The following is a 23,184-nucleotide window of genomic DNA, read 5'->3' on the forward strand; positions in this document are numbered from 1 at the left end:
TAATAATTCAAAGACCTTTATTTAGTTGTTCAATAAATGATCTGCCTGTAAATATTATCATCAACAATGTAAAGCACGATAACTTTAATCGTATTCACCCTCGCGCCAGGAGTATAAAAATCACACAGATAAATAGGAATCAAATTTTTCGGTCAAAAGGAAGCAAACATTTTTTTTGAAACCTGGCGCGATGGGGGCGCAAGAAAAGCAGAAGGGAATAGCCGAGCCATAATGCGAAAAACAAACCAGCGCTCCAGGCGAAGCCTGAAGCGCTGGGCTGGTCATATTGCGCCACTCGCCGCATCAGCGGCCGTGCGTTCTTGATATTTACCGCTTAATCACACCGGCGGCAGATCGAACAGCAGGATTTCGCTCTCTTCGTCGGCCTGAATCGTCAGCGCCGATTCATCCCACACCGCAAACGCGTCGCTGATGCCAGCGGCCTGGCCGTTGACCGAGACCTTGCCGCGCACCACCTGGATCCAAATGCGGCGGCCAGCGGCGATCGGATACTCACCCTGTTCGCCTTTATTCAGCGCCCAACGCGACAGCGTCATATCCTGGAACACCTTCAGCGAACCGTCGCGCGCATCCGGCGACAGCACCAGCTGACGGCCCTGCGGCGCGTCGAACATGCGCTGCTCGTAGCGCGGCTCCAGCCCGACCTGATCCGGAATGATCCAAATCTGGTACAGGTGCAACGGACGATCCTGATTGGCGTTGTACTCGGAGTGACGCACCCCGGTGCCTGCGCTCATGATCTGGAATTCGCCGGCCTGGATCTGCTCCTTGTTGCCCATGCTGTCCTGGTGTTCCACCGTGCCGCTCAGCACATAGGTCAGGATTTCCATATCTTTATGCGGGTGGGTACCGAAACCCTGCCCCGCGTCGATCACGTCTTCGTTGATCACACGCAGCGCCGAGAACCCCATAAAGTTCGGATCGTAGTAGTCGGCAAAAGAGAAGGTGTGCCAGCTATCCAGCCAGCCATGATTGGCGTGGCCGCGGTCTTCCGCTTTACGTACATAAATCATATTCAACTCTCCTCAATGTTTTTTTACAGTCTAGTCCTGCGGGCAGAATAAGAAAGCGTAAAAAACTCATGCCTCTGTTCAAAAATTTCGATGGAATGAAGCGGCAGATGGGCAACGGATTTGTTGAAGGCGGAAGCGGTTGAAAAAGGGCAAAAAAAAAGCCAGCACCCGAGCTGGCTAAGTAAACACTGGAAGCAATGTGAGCAATGTCGTGCCTTCGCAGCGAGAGTATCAAGGGTTGATGCCCTCCCCGGAACGCATCGCAATAATAATCATTATCATTCGCACCTGTAAAGCGTTTTTTTTGACCCGTTCAAATAATATTGACTCAAGGCAGTAAACGGATAAATTCAGAGGTTATTCAACCGGTAAACAACAGGAGCAGCGAGATGAGCGAGATCGTGATACGCCACGTGGAAACTACGGATGCGCAAGCCCTGCATCATCTTTATTCTCAGACGCCCGTCTATCGCGATACGCTGCAGCTCCCGCTACCGTCCGTCGAGTCCTGGCAGAAGCGCCTCGCCAATCCCGAACCAGGCACGCATAACCTGGCGGCCTTCATCGACGGGCAGCTTGCCGGCCAGCTGGCCGTCATGCTGAACCAGCGCGTGCGCCGCCGCCACGTGGCCACCTTCGGCATCGGCGTCGATCCGCGCTACCACGGCAAAGGCGTCGGTAGCCGCCTGATGCAGGCGATGATAGACCTGTGCGACAACTGGGCGGCCATCGAGCGCATCGAGCTGACGGTGTTCACCGACAACCCGGCGGCCATGGCGCTGTACCGCAAATTCGGTTTCGAGATAGAGGGCACCAGCCGCGCCTATGCCATGCGCGACGGCGTATTGGTCGACGCCTACCATATGGCGCGTTTGCGCTCCGGGCAGCCGCACGGCGATGCGTAATCGTCCCCATCCGCAGGGGCCGCTGCGCCGGCCCCTGTGCATCAACCGCCGAACCTTTTTACAAGCGCTGGCCGGCCTGACCGCCGCCGTCGGCATATTCTCTCCTCTCACCCCGTTAGGTGCCGCTATGCCAACTTCCGCCGCCGGGCGCCCAGGCGCCCGCAACCTGATTACCGATGTGCCGGGCCTGAAGGTCGGCGCGGCGCAAGACAGCCGGGTGCGTACCGGCACAACGGTTATCCTGCCGGACAGCCCGGCGATCGCCGCCGTAGACGTACGCGGCGGCGGCCCCGCCACCCGGGAAACCGACGCGCTGGGTGAAGACAATCTGGTACAGACCGTCGATGCGCTGACGTTCAGCGGCGGCTCGGTTTACGGCCTGGCGGCGGCGGATGGCGTCGCGGCCTGGCTGGGGCAACAGGGCCGAGGCTACGCGCTGCGCCCGGCCCCCGGCGTGCCTGTCTCCCCTATCGTGCCCACCGCCTGCCTGTACGATCTGGCCAACGGTGGCGACAAAAACTGGCAGCTCACGCCGCCGTATCGCCAACTGGGCATCGATGCGGTCGGCAAGGCCGGGCTGGACTTTCCGCTGGGCACCGTCGGCGCTGGCTATGGCGCCATGACCGGCATGGGTAAGCTGAAAGGCGGCCTCGGCTCGGCATCTATCATTGCCGCCAATGGCGCTACCGTCGGCGCACTGGTAGCGGTCAACAGTTTGGGTGCGGTGGTCGCGCCCGGCACCCGCGCCTTCTGGGCGACCCCCTATGAAATTGACGGTGAATTCGGCAACGGCGGCGCAGCGGCGCTGGCGCAACTGCGCGCGCAGGGCGAAGATTGGATGGAACAAGAGCCGCAGGGCGGCAGAAAGAACACCACCCTGGCCTGCATCGCCACCGACCTGGCGCTGACGCGGGTGGAGTTGAAACGGGTGGCCATCATGGCGCAAGACGGCATGGCGCGCGCCATCCGCCCGCTGCACAGCCCGTTTGACGGCGACGTGGTGTTCGCCCTGTCCACCGGGCAACGCGAGGTTCAGGGCAGCCGCGAACTGGCGGTGCTGCAGATCGGCGCGCTGGCGGCGGACACCCTGGCCCGGGCGATCGCCCGTGGCGTACATGCCGCCACGCCGTGGCCCGGCAGCCAGGTCGCAACCTGGCAAACGCTCGGCGGCTAACGCTAACACGCCGCCACCAAAAAAGGGGCGCTGGCGCCCCTTAATCATGATTAACCCTCGCCGCTTAAATGCCGGCGGTTTCCCGAATATAACGGCGCGCTTTTACCGCATACTCGAACGGATTGGCCAGCGCCGGATCCTGCTCGGCCTCCACCACCATCCACCCTTTGTAACCGCGCTCGTCCAGTAGCTTGAACACCGGCCTGAAGTCGATCACGCCATCACCCGGCACGGTGAAGGTGCCCTTCTTCACGCCGTCGAGGAAGCTCAGCTTGTTGGCTTTCACTTCCGCCACCACCTCATCGCGCACGTCCTTCAGATGGACGTGGTTGATGCGCGGCAGATACTTCTCCAGGATCGCCATCATCGCCTGCTGGCTGCCTTCCGAATAGTAGGCGTGGCCGGTATCGAACAGCAGGTAGACGTCGTCGTTGACCATGCTCATGTAGCGATCGATTTCGGCCGTGGTCTGAATGCCGGTGCCCATGTGGTGGTGCAGACACACCTGCATGTCTTTGCCGGCGGCGATCTTCGCCAGCTCGTTGTAACCGTCAGCCACGCGCTGCCACTCTTCATCGCTGAAGTACGGCTTCTCTTCGAACACGCCTTTGGTGGTGCCCTGAATGCTCTTGCTCTGCTCGGAGCAGCCGATCACCCTGGCGCCCATGGCATGCAGGAAATTCATGTGGTTGATAAATTCATCGATGGTTTTGTCTTTCTGGCCGTCGGCGAAAAAGGTGCTGAACCAGGCGTTGCAGATCTGGATGCCGCGAATATCCAGCATCGGTTTCAGCACCGCCGGATCGCGCGGGTATTTGCTGCCCACTTCGCTGCCGGTGAAGCCGGCCAACGCCATTTCGCTGACGCACTGCTGGAAGGTGTTTTCCTTGCCCAGATCGGGCATGTCGTCGTTGGTCCAACCGATTGGCGCAATGGCCAATTTCACGTTGTCTTTATTCATGGTCTGCCTCGGTCCTTGGAGGGCCGCCGGTGCAAACGCCGCCGGCGAGCCGAATAAGATTATTTGCCCAACAGCTCTCTTTCGATGCGCTCTCTGGTCGCTACCGCCTGGCTCGGCATCTTTTCCGGGTAGCCGAACAGTGAGGTGCAGATGATCGATTCGCCGCCGACCTTGAAGCTGCGGTTGGCAAATTCCATGTCGCGCAGCGTCTGGAACAGGGCGTCGAAATTCACCTCGCCTTCGCCGATGCCGACGTGCTGATGTACCGCGGCGTCAACGCCCGGCGGGTTGACGATATAACGGCAATGCTTGGTGTGATTCATGGTGTCGGCGATCAGCACGTGGGAAAGATCGTCCCCGGCGTACTGCAGCATGCCGGCCACGTCACCCTGCCCCTTGTCGTAGTAGAAGGTATGCGGCCCGCTGTAGAGGTATTTGACGTGGTCGCTGCGCAGCGACTTCACCAGATCGGCGGTTTCGTTGCCCAGCTCGCAGAAGTCCCACGGGTGCGACTGGATCTCCATACGGATACCCTCGCGCTCGACGATCGGCAGCAGCTCCTCCATCGAGCGATACCACAGCTCCTCGCAGATCTCCGGTTCGTTGGGGTTACCCGCCAGTTCGGTGTTAATCACCTGCACGCCCATTTCCACCGCGATTTCGATCATCCGCCGCCAGTTTTTGACCGCCGCCTGGCGGCGATCTTCCCCCGGCCCGGACCAGCGATACACCACGATAAATGAGGAGATCTCCACGCCGGCCGCTTTCAGGGCGTTTTTATACTCCGCCATGATTTCGCGGCTGGCCTTCGGATGCTTGTAAAACGGGTTGATCTGCGGGTGCGGCGACTGCTCGATGTATTTGTAGCCCCAGTCTGCCACCTGCTGCACCATTTTGGTCACGCCCAAATCCCGTATAACGTCGACATCAAAAGCGATCTTCATGGTCACTCCTCTGCAATCGTAGGTATGGGGGACAAGCCGATTATTTGTTGTAGAACACCGGGCGCGCCGGCAAGGTCACCGGCACAATCTCGCCGCTGAGCTGGGCCGCCACGCAGGCGTCGGCGGTCACCGCGGCGGCGTAGCCGTCCCAGGCGGAAGGCCCGGTCAGCTTGCCCGCGGCCACATCGTTGATGAAACCCTGCAGCTCGACGTCATAGGCGTCGATAAAGCGATCTTTCCAGTCGGTCAGGATTTCGGTCGACAGGCGGGCGCCGCTGCGCATCTGCACCGAGGACGGCTCCGGCAGTTTGGCGATGCCGGTTTCCCCCACCACTTCGCACTGAATGTCGTAGCCGTACTGGCAGTTGACGAAGATTTCGACGTCGATGCGCGTACCCTTGGCGGTTTCAAACAGCACAATCTGCGGATCTTTCAGGTGCGGGAACGCCTTCGGGCTCTTACGCGGGAACACCACCTGCACCGACACGTAGTCATCATCGAGCAGCCAGCGCAGCACGTCGATTTCGTGGATCAGGGTATCGGTGATCGCCATATCGGTGGTGTAGGCCTCGCCGACCGTCGGGTTGCGGTGCGCGCAGTGCAGCATCAGCGGTTCGCCGATCTGGCCGCTGGTCAGCACCTGTTTCAACGCGCGATAGCCCTGGTCATAAGGGCGCATAAAGCCGACCTGCACCAGCCGCTTGCCGTGTTTCGCTTCGGCATCGACGATGTTTTTGCAGCCCTGCGCGGTCACCGCCAGCGGCTTCTCGCAGAACACCGGTTTGCCGGCGGCGATGGCCGCCAACACGAACTCTTCGTGGCTCGGCCCCCAGGAAGTGACCAGCACCGCCTGCACGTCGGCGGCCTTGATCAGATCGTGGCCGTTGTCATACACCCGCGCATCCAGCTGCAGATCGCTCACCACCTTGGCGGCGTTGTCGCGGTTGATGTCGTTTACCGCCACCACGCGGGCACCCTGCAACACTTTGCTGCAGCGACGGATATGATCGCGGCCGATGGCGCCGGTGCCGATAACCCCAATGTTCAATGTCATTTTCGCTACCCTCGAGATTTATGTATGAAAACGAATCAGTAATCGCGCGCCTTATCGATGTTTTCCTGCAGCTTGCGCGCCACTTCGACGATTTTCTCGCTGTCGGCCACCTGAGCGCCGCCCACGCGCCACCAGCTGAGATACTTGTGCACCATGGTCTTCGGCAACACCTTGATGTCCAGCAGCGTGGACACGGTTTGCCTGCGGGCGTCGGCCAGCGCGTCGAGCAGCTGCTGCTCGGTGGTGACGCGATAGGTTTTACAGCCGTAAGCCGCCGCCAGCATGGCAAAATCGACCGGCACCAGCTTGCCGTCGAGCTTGCCGCCCTCTGGATTGCGGAAGCGGAATTCGGTGGTGTAGCTGTCCATGCCGTGTTCCATCTGCAAGTTGTTGATGCAGCCGTTGGTCATGTTGTCGAACAGCACCACGTTGATCTTGCAGCCTTCCTGAATCGAGGTGACCAGTTCGGAATGCAGCATCATGAACGCGCCGTCACCCACCATTGCGTACACCTCGCGCTGCGGCTCGGCCAGCTTGACCCCCAGCGCGGCGTTCACCTCGTACCCCATGCAGGAGTAGCCGTATTCCACGTGGTAGCCGTGCTCGCCGCGGTTGTGCCACACCCGCTGCAGATCGCCCGGCAGGCTGCCGGCGGCGGCGACGATCACGCTGTCCGCCGGCAGCTCGCGGTTCAGCCCCCCCAGCACGCGGCTCTGGGTCAGCGCGGAATCGGTCTGGGCGATAAATTCGGCGAACACCCGCTCGCGATCGAGGTGATCGTCGATCTCCGGTACAAAACCCGCGCCGCCGTATTCCACCGCATAAACACGCGCGGTCTCTTCACGCTGGGCACCGCGCGCCGCGGCGATGGCGTCGCCCCAGCCGGCGCGGTAGTCAGCCTGCACCAGCAGCGCGCCCAATGCGTTCAGGGCCTCGCGGGCATCCGCCAGCACCTGCACGCCGTCGAGCTTGCCGGCGTCAAAGGCGCTGACATTGATATTGAGGAAGCTGACGTCCGGGTGTTGGAACAGCCATTTGGACGAGGTGGTGAAATCGGTGTAACGGGTACCGACGCCGATCACCAGATCGGCCTGCCGGGCCAACGTGTTGGCCGCCAGGCAGCCGGTTTCGCCGATGCCACCGAGGTTGAATTCATGGTCGCTCGGCACCGTGCCTTTGCCGGCCTGGGTTTCGGCAAACGGAATGCCGAAGCGCTCGGCAAATTCGCGCAGCGCCCGCCCGGCCTGCGAGTATTTCACGCCGCCGCCGCACACCAGCAGCGGTTTGCGCTTGGCGGTCAGCAGCGCCAGCGCGTCCGCCAACATGCCGTCGGTCGCCGGGCGGCGATCGAGCCGATGCACGCGTTTTTGGAAGAAATAGTCGGGATAGTCGTAGGCTTCACCCTGCACGTCCTGCGGCAGGCACAGCGTCACCGCGCCGGTATCCGCCGGATCGGTCAGCACGCGCATCGCGTTGATGCAGGCGCTCATCAGCTGCTCCGGCCGCACAATGCGATCCCAGTATTTGCTCACCGCGCGGAACGCGTCGTTGGTGCTGATGCTGAGATCGTAAGGCTGCTCGATTTGCTGCAGCACCGGATCCGGCTGGCGGGAGGCGTAAACGTCACCCGGCAGCAGCAATAAAGGAATGCGGTTGGCGGTGGCGGTGGCCGCGGCGGTGATCATGTTGGCGGCGCCGGGGCCGACCGATGAGGTGCAGGCGTAGATCTGCCGGCGCAGCTTCTGTTTGGCAAAGCCGATCGCCGCGTGGGCCATGCCCTGCTCGTTGCGGCCCTGATGTACCCGCAGCTCGCCGCTATCCTGTTCCAGCGCTTGCCCCAGCCCCAGCACGTTGCCGTGGCCGAAAATCGCGAAAATGCCCGCGACGAATTTGGTTTCCACGCCGTCGGCCAGCAGATACTGGTTATCGAGAAATCTGACGAGCGCCTGCGCCATGGTTAGCCTGATCTTGCCCATTTACTCACCCTTTAGATTGAGGGCCGCCCCGGAAAGGGCTCGCGCCGAGCCGACAATCCCGTGTTTGTGTTACGCGGCGGCAGCTATTATCTTGAGCAGGCGATGCCCGCTGCTCACGAAGTCGACAACCTGAAACGTGAAGCGATTATAAACAAATATATTTTTCATAAAATCACATTACAGAAGAAACATTTCATTTTGCGATAAAGATCGCATATTGCATGAAAAGCCCGTTTCATCTCGTGCTTCAGCCTTCGCTGACTTCGCGCCACGCAATGGCGGGTGACCACCGTCAGCACTCAGGATGACAGCCTTTTATCCTGTCCTCGCACTCCTTTTCAGCGCGCGCCTGGCCGCCCTTCCGTGGCCGTTTCACCGCCTTTTCCATCCCCTTACCGATGTTTTAAATGCATCACATTTTTGGGGTGTAAATTTCATTTTATATTGAAATTGAAATTTTCATTCCCCATACTATTCCCATGCTTCCTGCAGGGCGCCACGCTCGGGCCGCCGCCGGAGTTTTGCTTAAACAGAAGGAAACGGGTATGGCTACACAAGAAAAACAGCTTGATGTCATTTGTCTCGGGCGCATCGCCGTCGATTTCTATGCTCAGCAGATCGGCGCGCGGCTGGAAGACGCCGGCACATTCGCCAAGTACCTCGGCGGCTCCTCCGGCAACGTGGCCTACGGCACCGCCATTCAGGGGTTAAAATCCGGCATGCTGGCGCGCGTCGGCGACGAGCACATGGGCCGCTTTCTGCGTGAAGAGCTGCAGCGCGTCGGGGCCGATACCCGCTGCCTCATCACCGACAAGCAACGATTAACCGGCCTGGTGATCCTCGGCATCAAGGATCAGGAAACCTTCCCGCTGATCTTCTACCGCGAAAACTGCGCGGACATGGCGCTGACGCCGGACGACATCGACGAGGCCTACATCGCCTCCTCGCGCGCGCTGGCCATCACCGGCACACACCTGTCGCACCCGAACACCCGCGCCGCGGTGCTGAAGGCGCTGGAATACGCGCGCCGCCACGGCCTGCGCACCGCCCTGGACATCGATTACCGCCCGGTGCTGTGGGGGCTGACGTCGCTGGGCGACGGCGAAACCCGCTTTGTGGAATCGGACCAGGTCACGCGCGAGCTACAGGAGGTGCTGCACCATTTCGATCTGATCGTCGGCACCGAAGAGGAGTTTCACATCGCCGGCGGCAGCACCGACACGCTGACGGCGCTAAAAAACGTGCGGCGGGCCACGGCGGCCACGCTGGTGTGCAAGCGCGGCGCGCAGGGTTGCTCGGTGTTCGAAGGCGAAATCGCCGACGACTGGGCGCAGGTGAAGCTGCACGCCGGCGTGCGGGTTGAGGTGCTGAACGTGTTGGGGGCCGGCGACGCCTTTATGTCCGGCCTGCTGCGCGGCTACCTGAACGATGAGGGCTGGGATCAGGCCTGCCGCTACGCCAACGCCTGCGGCGCATTGGTGGTGTCGCGCCACGGCTGCGCGCCGGCCATGCCGACCAAACGGGAGCTGGACGACTACCTGCTGCGCGAACGGCAGGTCACGCGCCCGGACCGCGACGCACGTCTGAACCACCTGCACCGGGTGACCACCCGCAAGCAGCAATGGCCAGAGCTGTGCGTGTTTGCTTTCGATCACCGCAAGCAGCTGGCGGACATGGCGCGCGAAGCCGGCGTCGGCGAGGAACGCATTCCGCGCCTGAAAACCCTGCTGTTAACGGCGGCGCAACAGGCTGCCGCGCAGGCCAGCCTCAACGGCAACAGCGGCATTCTGGCCGACACCACCTACGGGCAGGCGGCGTTGAACGAGATCACCGGCCAGGGATGGTGGATCGGCCGGCCGGTGGAGCTGCCCAGCTCGCGCCCGCTGCGCCTGGAGCACGGCAATATCGGCTCACAATTGATCGACTGGCCGCAGGAGCACGTGGTGAAGTGCCTGGTATTTTATCACCCGCACGACGCGGCGGAACTGCGCCGCGAGCAGGATGAACTGATCGCCGACGTCTACCGCGGCTGCTGCAAATCCGGCCACGAGCTGCTGCTGGAGGTGATCCTGCCGGACAACAACCCCGACAAGGACGAACGCCATTATCTGGAGATGATTGAACACTTCTACCGGTTGGGCATTCAGCCGGACTGGTGGAAACTGCCGCCGCTGAGCGCGGAAAACTGGCGGCGGGTCGGCGCGCTGATCGACACCTACGATCCCTTCTGCCGCGGCGTGCTGATCCTGGGGCTCGACTCCCCGGAAGCGGTGCTGAAGGCGGGCTTTGCCGCCGCTGCGGATGCGCGCTGGGTGAAAGGTTTCGCCGTCGGCCGCACCATCTTCGGCCAGCCTTCGCGCCGCTGGCTGCAGGATGAAATCGACGACGCCGCCCTGATCGAGCAGGTGAAACAAAAATACCTGACGCTGATCGGTTTCTGGCGCCAGTACCGTCCGCAGGTGGGCGGCGCGCACTGACAGCGAGCGCGAGTTTACGACCCCTTAAGGCCATTTCGCCGCTTTAAGGGGATTTTTTTGCCCCTTTTCTGTGAAGTCGCGCAATGTGCGATCGAATAAATCGCTTTTTGAGGAAATGAAATTTCCGCTCCGTCTGTTAAAATACCCTGTCAATATTTCAGGCGTCAGGCCAATGCGCCTTCACCCCACTGCGAGCCGAATGGATGAACAACCCAACTCAACTTTCGCTGTTACAGGACGAGATCCGCCACCGTTATGAAACGCTGAGCAAGCGTTTGAAGCAGGTGGCGCGCTACATTTTGGATAACAGTAACAGCATCGCTTTCGATACCGTTGCCTCCATCGCCGCACAGGCCAGCGTGCCGCCCTCCACGCTGATCCGTTTCGCCAACGCCTTCGGCTTCAGCGGCTTCAACGAAATGAAGCAGGTGTTCCGTCAGCATCTGATGGAAGAGACGGCGAACTATACCGAGCGCGCACGCCTGTTCCGCCAAACCTCCACCGACGACAACGTCGCGCCGGAGAAACCGGCGGAAATCCTCAACGTGTTCACCATGGTCAACGCGCAGGCGCTGCAGCAGCTGGCGATGCAGATCGCCCCCGAGCAGCTGGAACGCGCCGTCGAGTTGCTCAACAACGCCGAAAACATCTACGTGATTGGCCTGCGCCGCTCGTTCAGCGTCGCCTCTTACCTCACCTACGCGCTGCGCCATCTGGAGCGCCGCGCGTTTCTGATCGACGGCCTGGGCGGCATGTTCACCGAACAGCTGAGCATGGTGAAACCGAAGGACGTGGTGATCGCCATCAGCTATTCGCCGTACGCCCGCGAGGCGGTGGAACTGGTGGAATTGGGCGCCAAGCGCGGCGCGCAACAGATCGCCATCACCGACAGCCAGGTCAGCCCGCTGGCCGCCTTCAGCGACGTCTGTTTCGTGGTGCGCGAAGCGCAGGTGGATGGGTTCCGCTCGCAGGTGGCTTCGATGTGCCTGGCGCAGACGCTGGCGGTCTCGCTGGCGCTGAATAACGCCCGGGACGAGTAAGGCTGGGGTGAACGCGCCCGGCAGGCTCGGGCGCGGCGGGATTATTGCAGCAACAAATAACGGTAGAGCGCGCTTTCCAGATCTTGCTTCATGCTGATGAAAAGCAGAATCTCCACCGTCTGGCCGTCGTAGTCATAAATGACGCGATATTCGCTGTCGGGATCCAATCGCTCGTGCAACCGTACCCCCATGCCCGCCAGCACGGCGTTGAAGCGATAGCGGGCAGGATCGTCCGCGATTGCCGCAAGAGACGATAACAACAGATTATCCACGAACACCCCGGCGGCGGCGGCCCCTATCGTTCCACTCTTGTAAGACTCGATGTCTTTCAGGCTCCATTCCGCCGCCGGCGCGACGGTAAAACGTATTTCCTGGGGCATCCTGCACCTCGGGCCTATTTCCGCGCGTCGCGCAGCCGCTGCAACGTTTCTTCGGGCGACAGACCGCGATGATTTTTAATCTCTTGCTTCGCCATCATAGTCAGTTTCAGCAACGCGTTGGACTGGCGCTCCAGATTGCGTTCCCGAATTTCGGCCTCTCTCTCAGCCGCCGTTTGCACAAACAGCTCAGCAACACCATTTTTTGTGACGTAAACCCCGCCTTCAAACAGATCGGGCGAACCTAATCCTTCGCGCGCCGCTTTTTGGGACATGGTAGTCGTCATGGTTTTTCCTCCTGCGCATAGGCAATCACGCTGTATCACAGCGGTTCTTTGGATTCACTCAGTCGGGGAGCAATCGCATGCGGACAGGTTATCATTTGAGCAAGAGGGAGGGCAAATTTAGGGCAAATTTATACCCTAATATAGAGAAAGCCCGGCAAGCCGGGCCTCAAGCGCTTATTGCGCGGCGGGATAGGCGTCGCCGTTAATCCAGGCGTGGTCTTTTTCCCAGGTGAATTTCCACTGCCGCACCGGCCCGGCCATCACGTTGAGATAATAGTTGTCGTAGCCCGCCAGGGTCGCCACCGGGTGATAACCGCGCGGCACTTTCACCACATCGCGATTGTAGACCGGCATGCACTCGTCGAGCGTGCGGTCGTCGGTATAGACGCGCTGCATGCAGAACCCTTGCTCCGGCTGAATGCGGTGATAGTACGTCTCTTCCAGATAGGTTTCGTCCGGCGAGTCTTCTTGATCGTGCTTGTGGCTCGGGTAGGAGCTGGTGTTGCCCTCGTCGGTGTAAACCTCCACCACCAGCAGACTGTCGGCCGGCTCGCTGTCCGGCAGAATGTTGTGCACCAACCGCTGGTTGCGCCCCTTGCCGCGCCGCTCCACGCCGATATCCGCCGGCGTGATCAGCCGTGAAGGCAGGTGGCCGCTGCCGGGCGCGCTGCACACCGCCAGCTCCAGATCGGTCTCTGCCCGCACGTCGATGCGATCGTGATGCGGCACATACACCGCGTAAGGCGGCGTGCGCTCGAACGGGCTCATGCGCTTGCCGATATGCGGGTACTCGGCGCGCAGCGTGGCGACGGAGGCGATACCGGCCACCAGCACCAGGCACAGCTCCTTATCGCCGCACTCAAGCTGCAGCGACTGCCCGGCGCCCAGGCGATAAACGTCAAAGCCGACATAGCGCCAACCGGCATTTTCCGGCGTCACATGCTGGATGCGCCCTTCGGCGTTCGGCGTCTGACATTTGGCAAGCAGTGAAGACATCTCGATTCTCCTGTTAATGATTCGTGCAAAGGCCGCTGCCCGAAGGAGCAACGGCCTGGCCTGAATATGACAGCGCTTAACCCAGCGTCGGCATGCTGAATTCGGACACCGTCTGCTGCCCGGCCGGCCAGCGCGCGGTGGCGGTCTTCATGCGCGTGTAGAAGCGCACCCCGTCGGTGCCGTGCACGTTCAGCGCACCGAACACCGAGCGCTTCCAGCCGCCGAAGCTGTGGAACGCCATCGGCACCGGTACCGGCACGTTGACGCCGACCATCCCGGCCTGCACTTCTTGTACGAACTGGCGCGCGTAGTGGCCGCTGCCGGTAAAGATGGCGCTGCCGTTGCCGAACTCATGGCCGTTCACCGTGTCGATGGCGGTACGGTAGTCCGGCACCCGCACGATGCCCAGCACCGGCCCGAAGATCTCTTCGCGGTAGATGCGCATATTCGGTTTCACATGGTCGAACAGCGTGCCGCCGACGTAGTAGCCTTCAGGATAGCCCGGCACCTGATAATTGCGGCCGTCGGCCACCAGGGTGGCGCCTTCTTCCACGCCCAGATCGATATAGCCCAGCACCTTCTTCTGGTGGGCGGACGACACCAGCGGCCCCATTTCATTCTCTTCGCCGCCCTGCTGCAAGCCCGGCCCGACGCGCAGCTGCGCGATCAGTGGCTTCAATTTGGCGATCAGTTTGTCGGCGGTATCGTCACCGACCACCACGGCGATCGGCAACGCCATGCAGCGCTCGCCGGCAGAGCCGAACGCGCCGCCCATCAGCGCGTTGACCGTGGCGTCCAGATCGGCGTCCGGCATGACGATCGCCTGATTCTTCGCCGCGCCGAAGGCCTGCACCCGCTTGCCGTGCGCGCTGGCGGTGGTGTAGATATGTTCCGCCACGGTGGAGGAGCCAACGAAACTCACCGCCTGAATGCGCGGATCGGTGCACAGCTGCGCCGCGTCTTCATTGGCGCAGTGCACCACGTTGAACACGCCGTCCGGCAGGCCGGCTTCTTTCAGCAGTTCCGCCAGGCGCACCGAGGCGGAAGGCACCAGCGCCGGCGGCTTGAGGATGAAGGTGTTGCCGCAGGCCAGCGCGATAGGGAACATCCACATCGGCACCATCGCCGGGAAGTTGAACGGGGTAATGCCCGCCACCACGCCCAGCGGCTGCATCAGCGAGAAGCTGTCGACGCCGCTGCCGACGTCCGGCGAATACTCGCCCTTGAGCAGATGCGGGATGCCGCAGGCGAATTCGACCACTTCCATGCCGCGCGTCAGTTCGCCCAGCGCATCCGAGTACACTTTGCCGTGCTCGCTGACGATAAGCTCGGCCAGCTCGTCGCGGTGCTGTTCCAACAGCGCCTTGAAATTGAACATGATGCGCGCGCGGCGCAGCGGCGTGGTGCACGACCAGTCGGCAAATGCCTGATGGGCCACGTCGATGGCCTGTTTGACTTCGGCGGCGGTGCTCTGCGTGACGTGCCGCTCAACCTGCCCGCTGGCCGGGTTGTGCACGTCAACGGTTTGATTACTGCTGCTCAGGCACACCTGCCCGCCAATAAAGTTACCCACGGTTTTCATGTCACGCCCTCTTTTCAAGTCCGCTGTCGCCTGGCCATTCGCCGGCGGCGCGGCGTTAATCGTCCCGCTCGCCAAACCCCGTCGGCAAGCCGGCTAAATCCTGACCGGATACAGCAAACTCTATTTCATTGAAAAAAAAGTTTCAAATAAATTGTTTTGGAAAATTTATTTTTAGTGCGTGAGGTCGCAATTTTGCGGTGTCGATCCGGTTGGCGCTTTCATTACCGTGCCAGGGAAAGCGCAACGGCGGAGAAGAAACCCGGGGTAATGCACACTGACTTTGCTACAGAAAACCCACGCTGTGCCTGCCCTGTCGTTGTTACCGCCAGCCCCCGTTCGCCCAAGGTGCCCGAATCGCTCGCGACGGTTTTTTTTGAACTGGATCTAAAAATCAATATTCCATTATTCACTAATTATGAAATAAATGTTCTTGTTTGTTCCAGCATTTATCGACGACATCGCCTTGATGACAGGCACGGTTCACACCCTTCCGCTCGCCCTCTTCCCGACACCCCAACCGTGCGGACGGAAGCCAGGATAAAAATCGGAGCAACACATGTCATATCAGCGTAAGCACAATACCGGCTACATATTGCGAATTTGCGGCATCGCCGCCCTGGGCGGCATTCTGTTCGGCTACGATACCGCCGTGATCTCCGGCGCGATCGAAGCATTGAAAACCTATTTCAGTCTCAGCCCGGCCGAAACCGGTTGGGCGGTCTCCAACGTAGTGATCGGCTGCGTGGTCGGCGCCTTCGCCGCCGGGCCGCTGGCGGCGCGCTGGGGCCGTAAAAAGGCGCTGATGCTGGCGGCGCTGCTGTTCACCGTGTCCGCCGTCGGCGCGGCCTTGGCCCCGACCTTCACCTGGTTCGTCATCTACCGCATCATCGGCGGGCTGGCGGTCGGCATTGCCGCCACCGTGTCGCCGATGTACATGTCGGAAGTGTCGCCGAAAGACATGCGCGGGCGCGCGCTCAGCATGCAGCAGTTCGCCATCGTCTTCGGTCAGATCGTGATTTTCTACGTCAACTTCAAAATCGCCAGCCTCGCCAGCGAAGCCTGGCTGGTGGAAATGGGCTGGCGCTGGATGTTCGCCTCGGGCGTGATCCCCTGCATTCTGTTCTGCATCCTGGTATTCGTCATTCCTGAATCCCCGCGCTGGAACGTAATGATGGGGCGCGACGATCAGGCGCTGGCGATGTTGACCAAGGTCTCCAACGCCGCCCACGCGCAAAATCTGCTGAAAGAAATCAAAGACTCGCTGCATCAGGATCAACAGCAGCAGCACCGGAAGCTGAACTACGGCGATGTGCGGGTACGTTTCATCCTGTTCGTCGGCTGCATGATCGCCATGTTGCAGCAGGTGACCGGCGTCAACGTAATGATGTATTACGCGCCGGTGGTGCTGAAAACCGTGACCGAAAACGCGCAGGAAGCGCTGTTCCAAACCATCTGGATCGGCGTGCTGCAGCTGGTCGGTTCGGTCATCGGCGCCATGCTGATGGATCGCATGGGTCGCATTCCCTTGATGCGTTATGGCACGCTGGGCGCCATCGCCGGCCTGCTGTTCACCTCGTACGCGCTCTACACCCAGGCCACCGGCTATTTCGCGCTGTTCGGCATGCTGTTCTTCATGGTGTTTTATGCGCTGTCCTGGGGCGTCGGCGCCTGGGTGCTGGTGTCGGAAATCTTCCCGAACCGCATGCGCGCGCAGGGGATGAGCATTGCCGTCGGCTGCATGTGGGTCGCCAACTTCGCGGTATCGCAGTCGTTCCCGATGATCAACGACCACCCGTATCTGTTCTCGCATTTCCACGGCGCCTTCCCGATGTGGATCTTCGCCGCCTGCTGCCTGTTCAGCTACTGGTTCATCGGCCGCTACATTCCGGAAACCAAAGGCGTCTCGCTGGAAAAAATGGAGCAGGTGGTGCTGGCCAAACGCCACCGTCACCCCCTGCCCGACGGCAAGCCGCTGCCGCTGGAAAACGGCAAATCCTGATCTCTCAACTCTGACCGCTGGAGTAATGCCTCATGACACTTGCGCTGGACCGCTTCTGCATTAACCGCAAGATCGCGCCGAATCTCGATCTGGACAGTTTTTTCCGCCTGGTGAAACGCTGCGGGCTCAGCAAAATTGAGCTGCGCAACGACATGCCCAGCGGCAAGGTAACTGACGATCTGAGCGACGCGCAGCTCAACGCGCTCGCCGCGCAATACGGCATCGAGATTGTCACGATCAACGCCCTCGGCATGTTCAATCGGGTAGACGACCCGGCGGCGCTGCTGCAGCGCGCCGAAGCGTTGCTGGCGCAGGCGCAGGCCATCCACAGCCGGGCGCTGGTGCTGTGCCCACACTGCAGCGCCGATGACAAGCGCAGCGAGCAGCAAAAACGCGACGACACCCTCGCGGCGTTGCGGTTGCTGGCGCCGCTGTTTGCGCGCTATGGCGTGCAGGGGTACGTCGAGCCGCTGGGCTTCAGCATCAGTTCGCTGCGATCGTCGCTGCTGACCCAGGCGCTCATCCGCGATTCGGGCGCGCCGTACCGCATCGTGCTCGATACTTTCCACCACTACCTGAGCGATGTGACGCAGGCCGACTTCGATGCGCAAATCCAGGTGACGCAGATCGGCCTGGTGCATCTGTCCGGCGTGGAAGACGGGCGGGATAAAGGCGCGCTGAGCGACGAAGAGCGCATTATGCTGAGCGCAGGCGATCGGCTGGAGAGCCGCCGTCAGGTACAGAACCTGGAACGCCTGGGCTACACCGGCGTCTATGCCTTCGAGCCCTTCTCTTCGCAGCTGGACAGCTGGAGCGAGGCGGATATCGAACGGGAAATCCGCCACAGCATCGCCCTACTGCAAGGGTAAAAAAACGGCCTCCGCGGAGGCCGTTTTTCATGGCGTTACTTCAGGTTGCCGACCACCAGCTGGTGGCGCTCGTTGTAAAACTTACGGTAGGCCATATAGCAGGCGATGATGGTCGACAGGCTGGCGGTGGAAAGCAGCATGAAGGTCACCATAATCTGATATTTGATCGCTTTCACCGGGTCGATGCCGGCGAAGATCAGCCCGGACATCATGCCCGGCAGGCTAACCAGCCCAACGGTTTTCGCCGAGTCCACGGTCGGGATCAGCGAAGCGCGGATGCTGTCGCGGATCAGCGCCGCCGAAGCGAACTTGGGCGTCGCCCCCAGGCTGAGCATCTCCTGAATCTTCTGCTGTTCGCTTTTGAAACGCTGGCCGAGGTTGGTGTAGCACAGCCCCACCGCCACCATGGCGTTACCGGCGATCATCCCGGAGATGGGGATCACCTGCATCGGCGTAAATTCGATGGAGCCGGTCAAGACCAGCACCGCCAGCGTCAGCACCGCGCCGGTGGTGATGGCGATAAACGACGTCACGAACGCGTGTTCGACGTACTTGCTGCGTTTCTTGGCGTTGTAGGCCGCGTTAAAGCAGATGAACAGCACCATCAATACGGTAAGCAGCGCGTTATCCAGGTCGAAAATATACTTCAGCACGTAGCCGACGATGATCAGCTGCACCACCGCGCGGCAGATGCTCCAGATAATGTCCTTTTCCAGCGCCAGCTTTTCCCGGTGGCTGATCAGGATGGCGACCACCACCAGGATCATCGACAAGCCTAAGGATTCGTTGGTGATGTTATGCTGATTCATGCTGTTGCTCCTGTTGCTCGGCGCCGTGCGCGCGCAGGGTGATCACCTCATCCGCATGCGCTATCTCTTCGGTATCGTGCGTCACCCACAGCACCGCCAGCCGGTGCTCCGCCACCAGCTGATGCACTATCTCATTGACGTTGCGTTTGTTTTCCTCGTCCAGCGCGCTGGTGATCTCATCGAGCAACAGCACCCGGGGCATAAACTGCAGGTTGCGGATCAGGGACACGCGCTGCTTCTCTCCACCGGACAGCTCGTTGATGCTTTTGGTCAGCATCGCCTCCGGCAGGCCGAAACGCGTTAGATCGGCCTTCATTTTTCGTTCATCCGGCGACTGTTGACGGATCTGGTAGGGCAGCGCCAGATTGTCGTAAACCGTATTGCCGAACAGCGCCGGCGTCTGGAAGCAGTAAGAAACCTGCTTGCGATACGCCTCCGGCGACATCTCGGCGATCGCCTGGCCGTCGAAATAGAGGCTCCCGCGGGTCGGATCCATTAAGGAAGAGATGATTTTCAGCAGCGTGCTTTTCCCGCAGCCGGAAGGCCCGGTGATCAGTTTAAACTCGCCTTCACCCAGCGTGAAAGAGACGGAGTCCAGGATCACCTGGTTGTCTATTTGATAATGAATATCATCCAATCTCAGTATGTCTTTCTTTTCCTTCATTACGATGCCAGCTCCCTACACCTGTTCCCGTCTGAGCGATAAGTATATGGCCGCAAAAAACATCTTAGCAATGCCTGCGCGGATGGCAGAGAGCGGAGAGGAGGATTGGCGGAGCAAAACGCCCCGCCAAATGATAAGATTATTTAATGATTAGCTGTAGAGATAGTCAAAAGCGACCGCCAGGGTCGAATCACTCTTTTTTTATCGCTGCCTGTTCGTCGCAGCTGTACCAGCGTAGAGAATTGTTGATGCTGCGGTGGGTGCAGTGGACCTTGCCCTCCTTTTCCAGCGCCAGCAGCAGGGTTCGGGTGGTATAAATGTTTTCGCCGCATTTATCCGCCAGCTCGCGCGTCTTCGGCCACTGCTCCGGCGGGGGATGGTGGCCCCCTGACCCTTCGACACGCTCTCTGCACAATCCTTGCAACACATTCAGCATCAGCGATTTTCTACTTTCAAACGTTTTCGGCACCTTGGCCATAGCATTCCTCCTGAGTGGTTACTGCTGAGCTCCCCCGTTCACGGCTGCACGTCAGCGATGCGCAGGGTATAAATCATGGTGGCGTCCGGGGGGATTGCCGGTGGGCTGCCCTGCTTGCCGTACGCCAGCGCCGGCGGCACCACCAGCGTGATCGAGCCGTGGCGCTGCAGCTTCTCGATAGCGGCGCGAAACAGCGGCGGATAGCGCGTCAACGGCTGCGAGATCACCGTCCCTGCCAACTCCATATCTTTGACCACCCGGCCGTCGACCAGGCTTTCGCGCACCACGATATCCACCCGATCGTCGGCGCCAATCGCCCCATTGCCGGCATAGTCCACCCGGTAGTAGAAACCGAGCGCATCCTGCTTGACGCCCTCCTGACGGGCGAAATCGGCCAGATAGGCTTTGTCGTCCAGCGGTGGCGGTGGTGCCTGCGTCTGCTGCAACCGCTGCTGCGCCGTGCGCAACGCGCTGTCGATGGCGGCCTCATCCAGCCGCAACCGCCCGGCCAGGGTATCGGCGATGCCGGCCAGCAACAGCCGGCTGTCCGCCTCCAGCCCCGCGTGCCGGTTCTCCTGCTGCAAATGCACAATGTCGCGCCCCAGAGACACGCCGGCGGCATACGCCTGTTTGTCCGCCTCGCTGGCCAGCAAGGGCGGTTCGGTGGCCTGCTGCCGCTCGGCCAGCAAAGTGTCGATCCGCTGCTGCTGCTGCGCCAACTGCGCCGCCAACCTTGCGCTGCGCTGTTCGGCCTGCGTTAGCGAAGCGGCCAATGCGCCCACCTCAGGCACTGGCGCAACGGCTTGCCGCAATCCCTTCAGGGCATCGGCCAGCGGCCGAATATCGACGACGGCCCGCTCCCGTTTCGGCGCCGCCGCGGCCTGAGCCGCCGCTAACTGCCGCTCCAACTGACGGATTTTCTCCGCCTGCTGTTGCAAAGACTGCTTCAGAGAAGTTAAACGAACGCCGTCTGCCCCGGCGATGGCAGCCGATTTGGCGGCCGGTGCGGGCACCGGTTTACGCGCGGTGTCTTCCCCGAGCGCGGCCGGCGGCGCCTGCCGTTGTTCAGCGAACTTCAACAGGGCGGGAATGCCGTCGTCGGCGGCGCAAGCGGCCCCGTTCGCCGCCAACAGCAAAAAGCCCATCGCCCATCCTTGCGCGCATCGCTTCATGGCTACAGATTCTCAACCCGGCTGGACAGATCGGACATCAGCTCATGCTCGACGTCGGCGCAGAATTTCTCGGTTTTATATTGATAAAGAGCATCAATCGCTTTACGGGTACTCTCATCCACGTTGCCGCGCACCCCGGCATATCCCGAGGCGTTGGAAAGCAGGCCGTTAAAATAGGCAATACGCTTTTGGTAACTTTGCGGATTAATATTCTTTAACGAATTAACCCGTTGTTGGCAAAGCGCGATGCGTTGTTCATCGGATTTATCATTAGGATTGTTCTGTGAAAGTTTTTTCACAGAATTCAGTTTTGTCTTGCTACCGTCCGCACAGCCAGACAGCACCATAAAAGACAGCAAAAATATAGCCAATCCCACCTTGCGGCGTCCGCCGCAAGCATTAATCATCGTTATCATTCCGTTTATAATCCTTTAATTGTCACTTAGGTCATCATTATGTGGCGAACGGCAGCGGCACATGCCTTAATTTGATTAATCAAAAGGGGTTAGACAGCGAAAAATCCCTATACCGCAATGCGATAGAATAATTCACTACCGGTGTAATTGTTATTCAATTGTTAATTAATTAGATCTAAACGCGGGTTAAACGCGAATAAGAAACCCAATCAACCGTGAACAAAAAACCATGAAACAACAATAAAAACAATTAATTATGTTTTATATTTTGTTTCTAAAGAGAAATGCATCATCTGCTGCCTAAGGGCGATATTAGCAAAACAATATTGTGAATTGTAGGTGCACCCCTATTTCCCCCGATCTAATATCTCGCATATCGTTATTTATATAGTGATTTATACTGGATAATATTTGTATACGATCTATTGATTTTAAAGCAAATATATTTCTTTTTCCTTTTGGTTTTATATTCTGAATTTGACTTAATTTAATAAAATCTATTCCCAAGCAATACTATTATTTGCAAGAATATTCCCAGCAACACGCCACACATAAAACTCGTATTTTATTTACCAGAAAATCCATTGTCGATTTTCCAAATCTCGTTATTTCTCATAAATAACGGATGTTGGCGTATTGCCCAGAGCAAAAGGATCTGGCTCCAACCGCACGGCCGGCGACATGGCGTTGCCGCCGCCGCGGGGGATTTAGATGTGCTGTTCTTTTTATTTAAAAACTCTCTACAGGAACCTGAGAAATGAAACTGAATAAATTAATGCTGGCAACCGTGATTGCTTTCGCTTCCGCATCTGTTGCTCATGCCGCATCTAATCAGGGCAGCGGTAAAGTCACCTTTACCGGCGAAATTATCGATGCGCCATGCAGCGTCGCGCCGGAATCCGTTGATCAGACCGTGCCGATGGGCCAGATCAGCAGCCGCATCCTGGCCAACCAGGGTAAATCCAGCATGCAACCTTTCAACATCGAACTGAAAGATTGCTCCATCTCCACCATGAAAAACGTCAAAGTGACCTTTACCGGCACGCCTGATCCGATCAACAGCAAACTGCTGGCTCTGAGCGGCACCGCAACCGGCGCCGGCATCGTGATCTACGACAACCTGCACTCCAAAGAAGTGGAACTGGGCACCGCGACCGACGGCCAGGGCCTGAACGACGGCGACAACTCGCTGAAATTCGCCGCTTACCTGCAGGGCAGCAGCGCCTCAAGCACCGTGGTACCGGGAGACTTCACCAGCGTGGCGAACTTCACCCTGGCTTACCTGTAATACCCCACAGGGGATGTCTCAGGGCATCCCCCGCTTTATTGCATGCCGAGGATACCGGCAAGGGAACAGGGAAAGACAGGGAGACGCCAGTATGACTATCCGCCTTTGCGGCCTGTTGCTCATCGCGCTCAGCGTTGGCAACGCGGTGGCGGCAGCGAAAAATCAGGGCCACGGCAAAGTCAGCCTGGGCGGCACCATCGTCGAAACGCCGTGCGGCATCGCCAGCGACAGCCTGGATCAAACCGTCGATTTCGGGCTGATCTCCATGAGCGACGCCTCGCAGGACGGGCAGTCGGTGCTGATCGGCAGCCGCCGCCATTTCACGATCAAACTGGTGAACTGCGAGCTGGCCAGCCAGGTGAAGCCTGACTTCATCTATCGCGCGGCCAACGTCACGTTCGACGGCACCGCCGACAGCCGGGATCCTTCTCTGCTGGGCGTTTACGGCGAGGCGAAGGGGGTGGCTATCGAGCTGTTGACCGATGCCGGCACCCCGATCCCGCTCGGCAGCACGACGGCGGATTACCAGATTGTCGCCGGCGACAACACGCTGCGCTTCGGCGCGCAGTTGCGCCTGCATCCCGACAAGGCGCGGGCGGGCGGCTTCAGCTCTCTGGCCAAATTCACCCTGTCTTATCTCTAGCGCCGGCGGGCGCTGCACAGCATTACGTATTCAGGTCGT

22 protein-coding genes are annotated in these 23,184 nt (G+C 59.8%); 8 read left to right on the forward strand and 14 right to left on the reverse strand.

Annotation, left to right across the window (positions count from 1 at the left end; translation table 11 throughout):
• Positions 1–338 precede the first annotated feature (338 nt).
• Positions 339–1,034 (reverse strand): pirin family protein, encoded by a 696-nt coding sequence (locus C3F38_RS00995; protein ID WP_038873615.1) that lies wholly within the window; start codon positions 1,032–1,034, stop codon positions 339–341.
• Between the two features lie 389 nt (positions 1,035–1,423).
• Here C3F38_RS00995 and C3F38_RS01000 point away from each other — a divergent pair, with 389 nt between their 5' ends.
• Positions 1,424–1,939, forward strand: coding sequence for a GNAT family N-acetyltransferase (locus tag C3F38_RS01000; protein WP_038871421.1), 516 nt, complete (start codon positions 1,424–1,426; stop codon positions 1,937–1,939).
• A complete protein-coding gene (locus tag C3F38_RS01005; protein WP_047729664.1) occupies positions 1,932–3,113 on the forward strand; it encodes a P1 family peptidase in 1,182 nt (393 codons plus the stop codon). The genes C3F38_RS01000 and C3F38_RS01005 overlap by 8 nt, the downstream gene beginning before the upstream one ends.
• Before the next feature lie 64 nt (positions 3,114–3,177).
• Here C3F38_RS01005 and iolE read toward each other — a convergent pair whose 3' ends face one another.
• From iolE to iolD, 4 genes are read right to left on the reverse strand one after another with little or no spacing between them, the layout of a single operon-like run.
• Positions 3,178–4,074, reverse strand: coding sequence for a myo-inosose-2 dehydratase (gene iolE, locus C3F38_RS01010; protein WP_047729663.1), 897 nt, complete (start codon positions 4,072–4,074; stop codon positions 3,178–3,180).
• Between the two features lie 59 nt (positions 4,075–4,133).
• Positions 4,134–5,018: a sugar phosphate isomerase/epimerase family protein gene (locus tag C3F38_RS01015; protein ID WP_055313369.1), complete on the reverse strand. Its 885-nt coding sequence runs from the start codon at positions 5,016–5,018 to the stop codon at positions 4,134–4,136.
• A 40-nt stretch (positions 5,019–5,058) separates the two neighbouring features.
• Entirely contained in the window at positions 5,059–6,072 is a 1,014-nt protein-coding gene (locus tag C3F38_RS01020) for a Gfo/Idh/MocA family protein (RefSeq protein ID WP_038871433.1), read from the reverse strand.
• A 35-nt stretch (positions 6,073–6,107) separates the two neighbouring features.
• Positions 6,108–8,048: a 3D-(3,5/4)-trihydroxycyclohexane-1,2-dione acylhydrolase (decyclizing) gene (gene iolD, locus C3F38_RS01025; protein WP_055316935.1), complete on the reverse strand. Its 1,941-nt coding sequence runs from the start codon at positions 8,046–8,048 to the stop codon at positions 6,108–6,110.
• Between the two features lie 545 nt (positions 8,049–8,593).
• On the opposite strand from iolD, the gene iolC reads away from it, so the two are divergent.
• Positions 8,594–10,525 (forward strand): 5-dehydro-2-deoxygluconokinase, encoded by a 1,932-nt coding sequence (iolC, locus tag C3F38_RS01030; RefSeq protein WP_055316933.1) that lies wholly within the window; start codon positions 8,594–8,596, stop codon positions 10,523–10,525.
• A 203-nt stretch (positions 10,526–10,728) separates the two neighbouring features.
• Entirely contained in the window at positions 10,729–11,565 is an 837-nt protein-coding gene (locus tag C3F38_RS01035; protein WP_038871441.1) for a MurR/RpiR family transcriptional regulator, read from the forward strand.
• Positions 11,566–11,606: 41 nt separating this feature from the next.
• Here the strand turns inward: C3F38_RS01035 and C3F38_RS01040 are convergent, their stop codons facing one another.
• The 4 genes from C3F38_RS01040 to C3F38_RS01055 all read right to left on the reverse strand — a co-directional run bounded on the left by C3F38_RS01040 (position 11,607) and on the right by C3F38_RS01055 (position 14,807).
• Positions 11,607–11,945 (reverse strand): type II toxin-antitoxin system RelE/ParE family toxin, encoded by a 339-nt coding sequence (locus tag C3F38_RS01040; protein ID WP_038871444.1) that lies wholly within the window; start codon positions 11,943–11,945, stop codon positions 11,607–11,609.
• Between the two features lie 14 nt (positions 11,946–11,959).
• Positions 11,960–12,229, reverse strand: a complete 270-nt coding sequence (locus C3F38_RS01045; RefSeq protein ID WP_038871448.1) for a hypothetical protein — start codon at positions 12,227–12,229, stop codon at positions 11,960–11,962.
• Positions 12,230–12,403: 174 nt separating this feature from the next.
• Positions 12,404–13,225, reverse strand: coding sequence for a 5-deoxy-glucuronate isomerase (gene iolB, locus C3F38_RS01050; RefSeq protein ID WP_047729660.1), 822 nt, complete (start codon positions 13,223–13,225; stop codon positions 12,404–12,406).
• Positions 13,226–13,301: 76 nt separating this feature from the next.
• Positions 13,302–14,807 carry a CoA-acylating methylmalonate-semialdehyde dehydrogenase gene (locus tag C3F38_RS01055; RefSeq protein WP_055316932.1) on the reverse strand — a complete coding sequence of 502 codons (1,506 nt, stop codon included), beginning with the start codon at positions 14,805–14,807 and terminating at the stop codon, positions 13,302–13,304.
• A gap of 556 nt (positions 14,808–15,363) precedes the next feature.
• Here C3F38_RS01055 and C3F38_RS01060 point away from each other — a divergent pair.
• Positions 15,364–16,806 (forward strand): sugar porter family MFS transporter, encoded by a 1,443-nt coding sequence (locus C3F38_RS01060; RefSeq protein ID WP_047729659.1) that lies wholly within the window; start codon positions 15,364–15,366, stop codon positions 16,804–16,806.
• 32 nt (positions 16,807–16,838) lie between these two features.
• Positions 16,839–17,675, forward strand: a complete 837-nt coding sequence (locus C3F38_RS01065; protein WP_038871456.1) for a TIM barrel protein — start codon at positions 16,839–16,841, stop codon at positions 17,673–17,675.
• 35 nt (positions 17,676–17,710) lie between these two features.
• On the opposite strand, the gene fetB is transcribed toward C3F38_RS01065, so the two are convergent.
• From fetB to C3F38_RS01090, 5 genes are all read right to left on the reverse strand, one after another.
• The gene (fetB, locus tag C3F38_RS01070) at positions 17,711–18,484 is read right to left on the reverse strand and encodes an iron export ABC transporter permease subunit FetB (RefSeq protein ID WP_038871458.1); all 774 of its coding nucleotides are present in this window, start codon (positions 18,482–18,484) and stop codon (positions 17,711–17,713) included.
• A complete protein-coding gene (gene fetA / locus C3F38_RS01075; protein ID WP_047729658.1) occupies positions 18,471–19,148 on the reverse strand; it encodes an iron ABC transporter ATP-binding protein FetA in 678 nt (225 codons plus the stop codon). Before fetA ends, fetB begins: the two co-directional genes overlap by 14 nt.
• A gap of 190 nt (positions 19,149–19,338) precedes the next feature.
• Positions 19,339–19,626, reverse strand: coding sequence for a FaeA/PapI family transcriptional regulator (locus C3F38_RS01080; RefSeq protein ID WP_055316930.1), 288 nt, complete (start codon positions 19,624–19,626; stop codon positions 19,339–19,341).
• A 38-nt stretch (positions 19,627–19,664) separates the two neighbouring features.
• Positions 19,665–20,771 carry an FKBP-type peptidyl-prolyl cis-trans isomerase N-terminal domain-containing protein gene (locus tag C3F38_RS01085; RefSeq protein WP_170310512.1) on the reverse strand — a complete coding sequence of 369 codons (1,107 nt, stop codon included), beginning with the start codon at positions 20,769–20,771 and terminating at the stop codon, positions 19,665–19,667.
• A gap of 29 nt (positions 20,772–20,800) precedes the next feature.
• Positions 20,801–21,214, reverse strand: a complete 414-nt coding sequence (locus tag C3F38_RS01090; protein WP_038871468.1) for a hypothetical protein — start codon at positions 21,212–21,214, stop codon at positions 20,801–20,803.
• A 757-nt stretch (positions 21,215–21,971) separates the two neighbouring features.
• Here C3F38_RS01090 and C3F38_RS01095 point away from each other — a divergent pair.
• Both C3F38_RS01095 and C3F38_RS01100 read left to right on the forward strand, forming a co-directional pair.
• Entirely contained in the window at positions 21,972–22,502 is a 531-nt protein-coding gene (locus C3F38_RS01095; protein ID WP_038871472.1) for a fimbrial protein, read from the forward strand.
• A 91-nt stretch (positions 22,503–22,593) separates the two neighbouring features.
• Positions 22,594–23,145, forward strand: coding sequence for a fimbrial protein (locus C3F38_RS01100; RefSeq protein WP_048232107.1), 552 nt, complete (start codon positions 22,594–22,596; stop codon positions 23,143–23,145).
• Positions 23,146–23,184 lie beyond the last annotated feature (39 nt).

It is taken from the genome of Serratia sp. SSNIH1 (assembly GCF_002935055.1).
Taxonomy (GTDB): Bacteria; Pseudomonadota; Gammaproteobacteria; order Enterobacterales; family Enterobacteriaceae; genus Serratia; species Serratia nevei.

What these genes read in the sequence shown, in the direction of transcription:
- C3F38_RS00995 (WP_038873615.1), bottom strand. Translation starts at nt 1,034, where the DNA reads ATGATTTATGTACGTAAAGCGGAAGACCGCGGCCACGCCAATCATGGC.
- C3F38_RS01000 (WP_038871421.1), top strand. Translation starts at nt 1,424, where the DNA reads ATGAGCGAGATCGTGATACGCCACGTGGAAACTACGGATGCGCAAGCC.
- C3F38_RS01005 (WP_047729664.1), top strand. Translation starts at nt 1,932, where the DNA reads ATGCGTAATCGTCCCCATCCGCAGGGGCCGCTGCGCCGGCCCCTGTGC.
- iolE (WP_047729663.1), bottom strand. Translation starts at nt 4,074, where the DNA reads ATGAATAAAGACAACGTGAAATTGGCCATTGCGCCAATCGGTTGGACC.
- C3F38_RS01015 (WP_055313369.1), bottom strand. Translation starts at nt 5,018, where the DNA reads ATGAAGATCGCTTTTGATGTCGACGTTATACGGGATTTGGGCGTGACC.
- C3F38_RS01020 (WP_038871433.1), bottom strand. Translation starts at nt 6,072, where the DNA reads ATGACATTGAACATTGGGGTTATCGGCACCGGCGCCATCGGCCGCGAT.
- iolD (WP_055316935.1), bottom strand. Translation starts at nt 8,048, where the DNA reads ATGGGCAAGATCAGGCTAACCATGGCGCAGGCGCTCGTCAGATTTCTC.
- iolC (WP_055316933.1), top strand. Translation starts at nt 8,594, where the DNA reads ATGGCTACACAAGAAAAACAGCTTGATGTCATTTGTCTCGGGCGCATC.
- C3F38_RS01035 (WP_038871441.1), top strand. Translation starts at nt 10,729, where the DNA reads ATGAACAACCCAACTCAACTTTCGCTGTTACAGGACGAGATCCGCCAC.
- C3F38_RS01040 (WP_038871444.1), bottom strand. Translation starts at nt 11,945, where the DNA reads ATGCCCCAGGAAATACGTTTTACCGTCGCGCCGGCGGCGGAATGGAGC.
- C3F38_RS01045 (WP_038871448.1), bottom strand. Translation starts at nt 12,229, where the DNA reads ATGACGACTACCATGTCCCAAAAAGCGGCGCGCGAAGGATTAGGTTCG.
- iolB (WP_047729660.1), bottom strand. Translation starts at nt 13,225, where the DNA reads ATGTCTTCACTGCTTGCCAAATGTCAGACGCCGAACGCCGAAGGGCGC.
- C3F38_RS01055 (WP_055316932.1), bottom strand. Translation starts at nt 14,807, where the DNA reads ATGAAAACCGTGGGTAACTTTATTGGCGGGCAGGTGTGCCTGAGCAGC.
- C3F38_RS01060 (WP_047729659.1), top strand. Translation starts at nt 15,364, where the DNA reads ATGTCATATCAGCGTAAGCACAATACCGGCTACATATTGCGAATTTGC.
- C3F38_RS01065 (WP_038871456.1), top strand. Translation starts at nt 16,839, where the DNA reads ATGACACTTGCGCTGGACCGCTTCTGCATTAACCGCAAGATCGCGCCG.
- fetB (WP_038871458.1), bottom strand. Translation starts at nt 18,484, where the DNA reads ATGAATCAGCATAACATCACCAACGAATCCTTAGGCTTGTCGATGATC.
- fetA (WP_047729658.1), bottom strand. Translation starts at nt 19,148, where the DNA reads ATGAAGGAAAAGAAAGACATACTGAGATTGGATGATATTCATTATCAA.
- C3F38_RS01080 (WP_055316930.1), bottom strand. Translation starts at nt 19,626, where the DNA reads ATGGCCAAGGTGCCGAAAACGTTTGAAAGTAGAAAATCGCTGATGCTG.
- C3F38_RS01085 (WP_170310512.1), bottom strand. Translation starts at nt 20,771, where the DNA reads ATGGGCTTTTTGCTGTTGGCGGCGAACGGGGCCGCTTGCGCCGCCGAC.
- C3F38_RS01090 (WP_038871468.1), bottom strand. Translation starts at nt 21,214, where the DNA reads ATGATAACGATGATTAATGCTTGCGGCGGACGCCGCAAGGTGGGATTG.
- C3F38_RS01095 (WP_038871472.1), top strand. Translation starts at nt 21,972, where the DNA reads ATGAAACTGAATAAATTAATGCTGGCAACCGTGATTGCTTTCGCTTCC.
- C3F38_RS01100 (WP_048232107.1), top strand. Translation starts at nt 22,594, where the DNA reads ATGACTATCCGCCTTTGCGGCCTGTTGCTCATCGCGCTCAGCGTTGGC.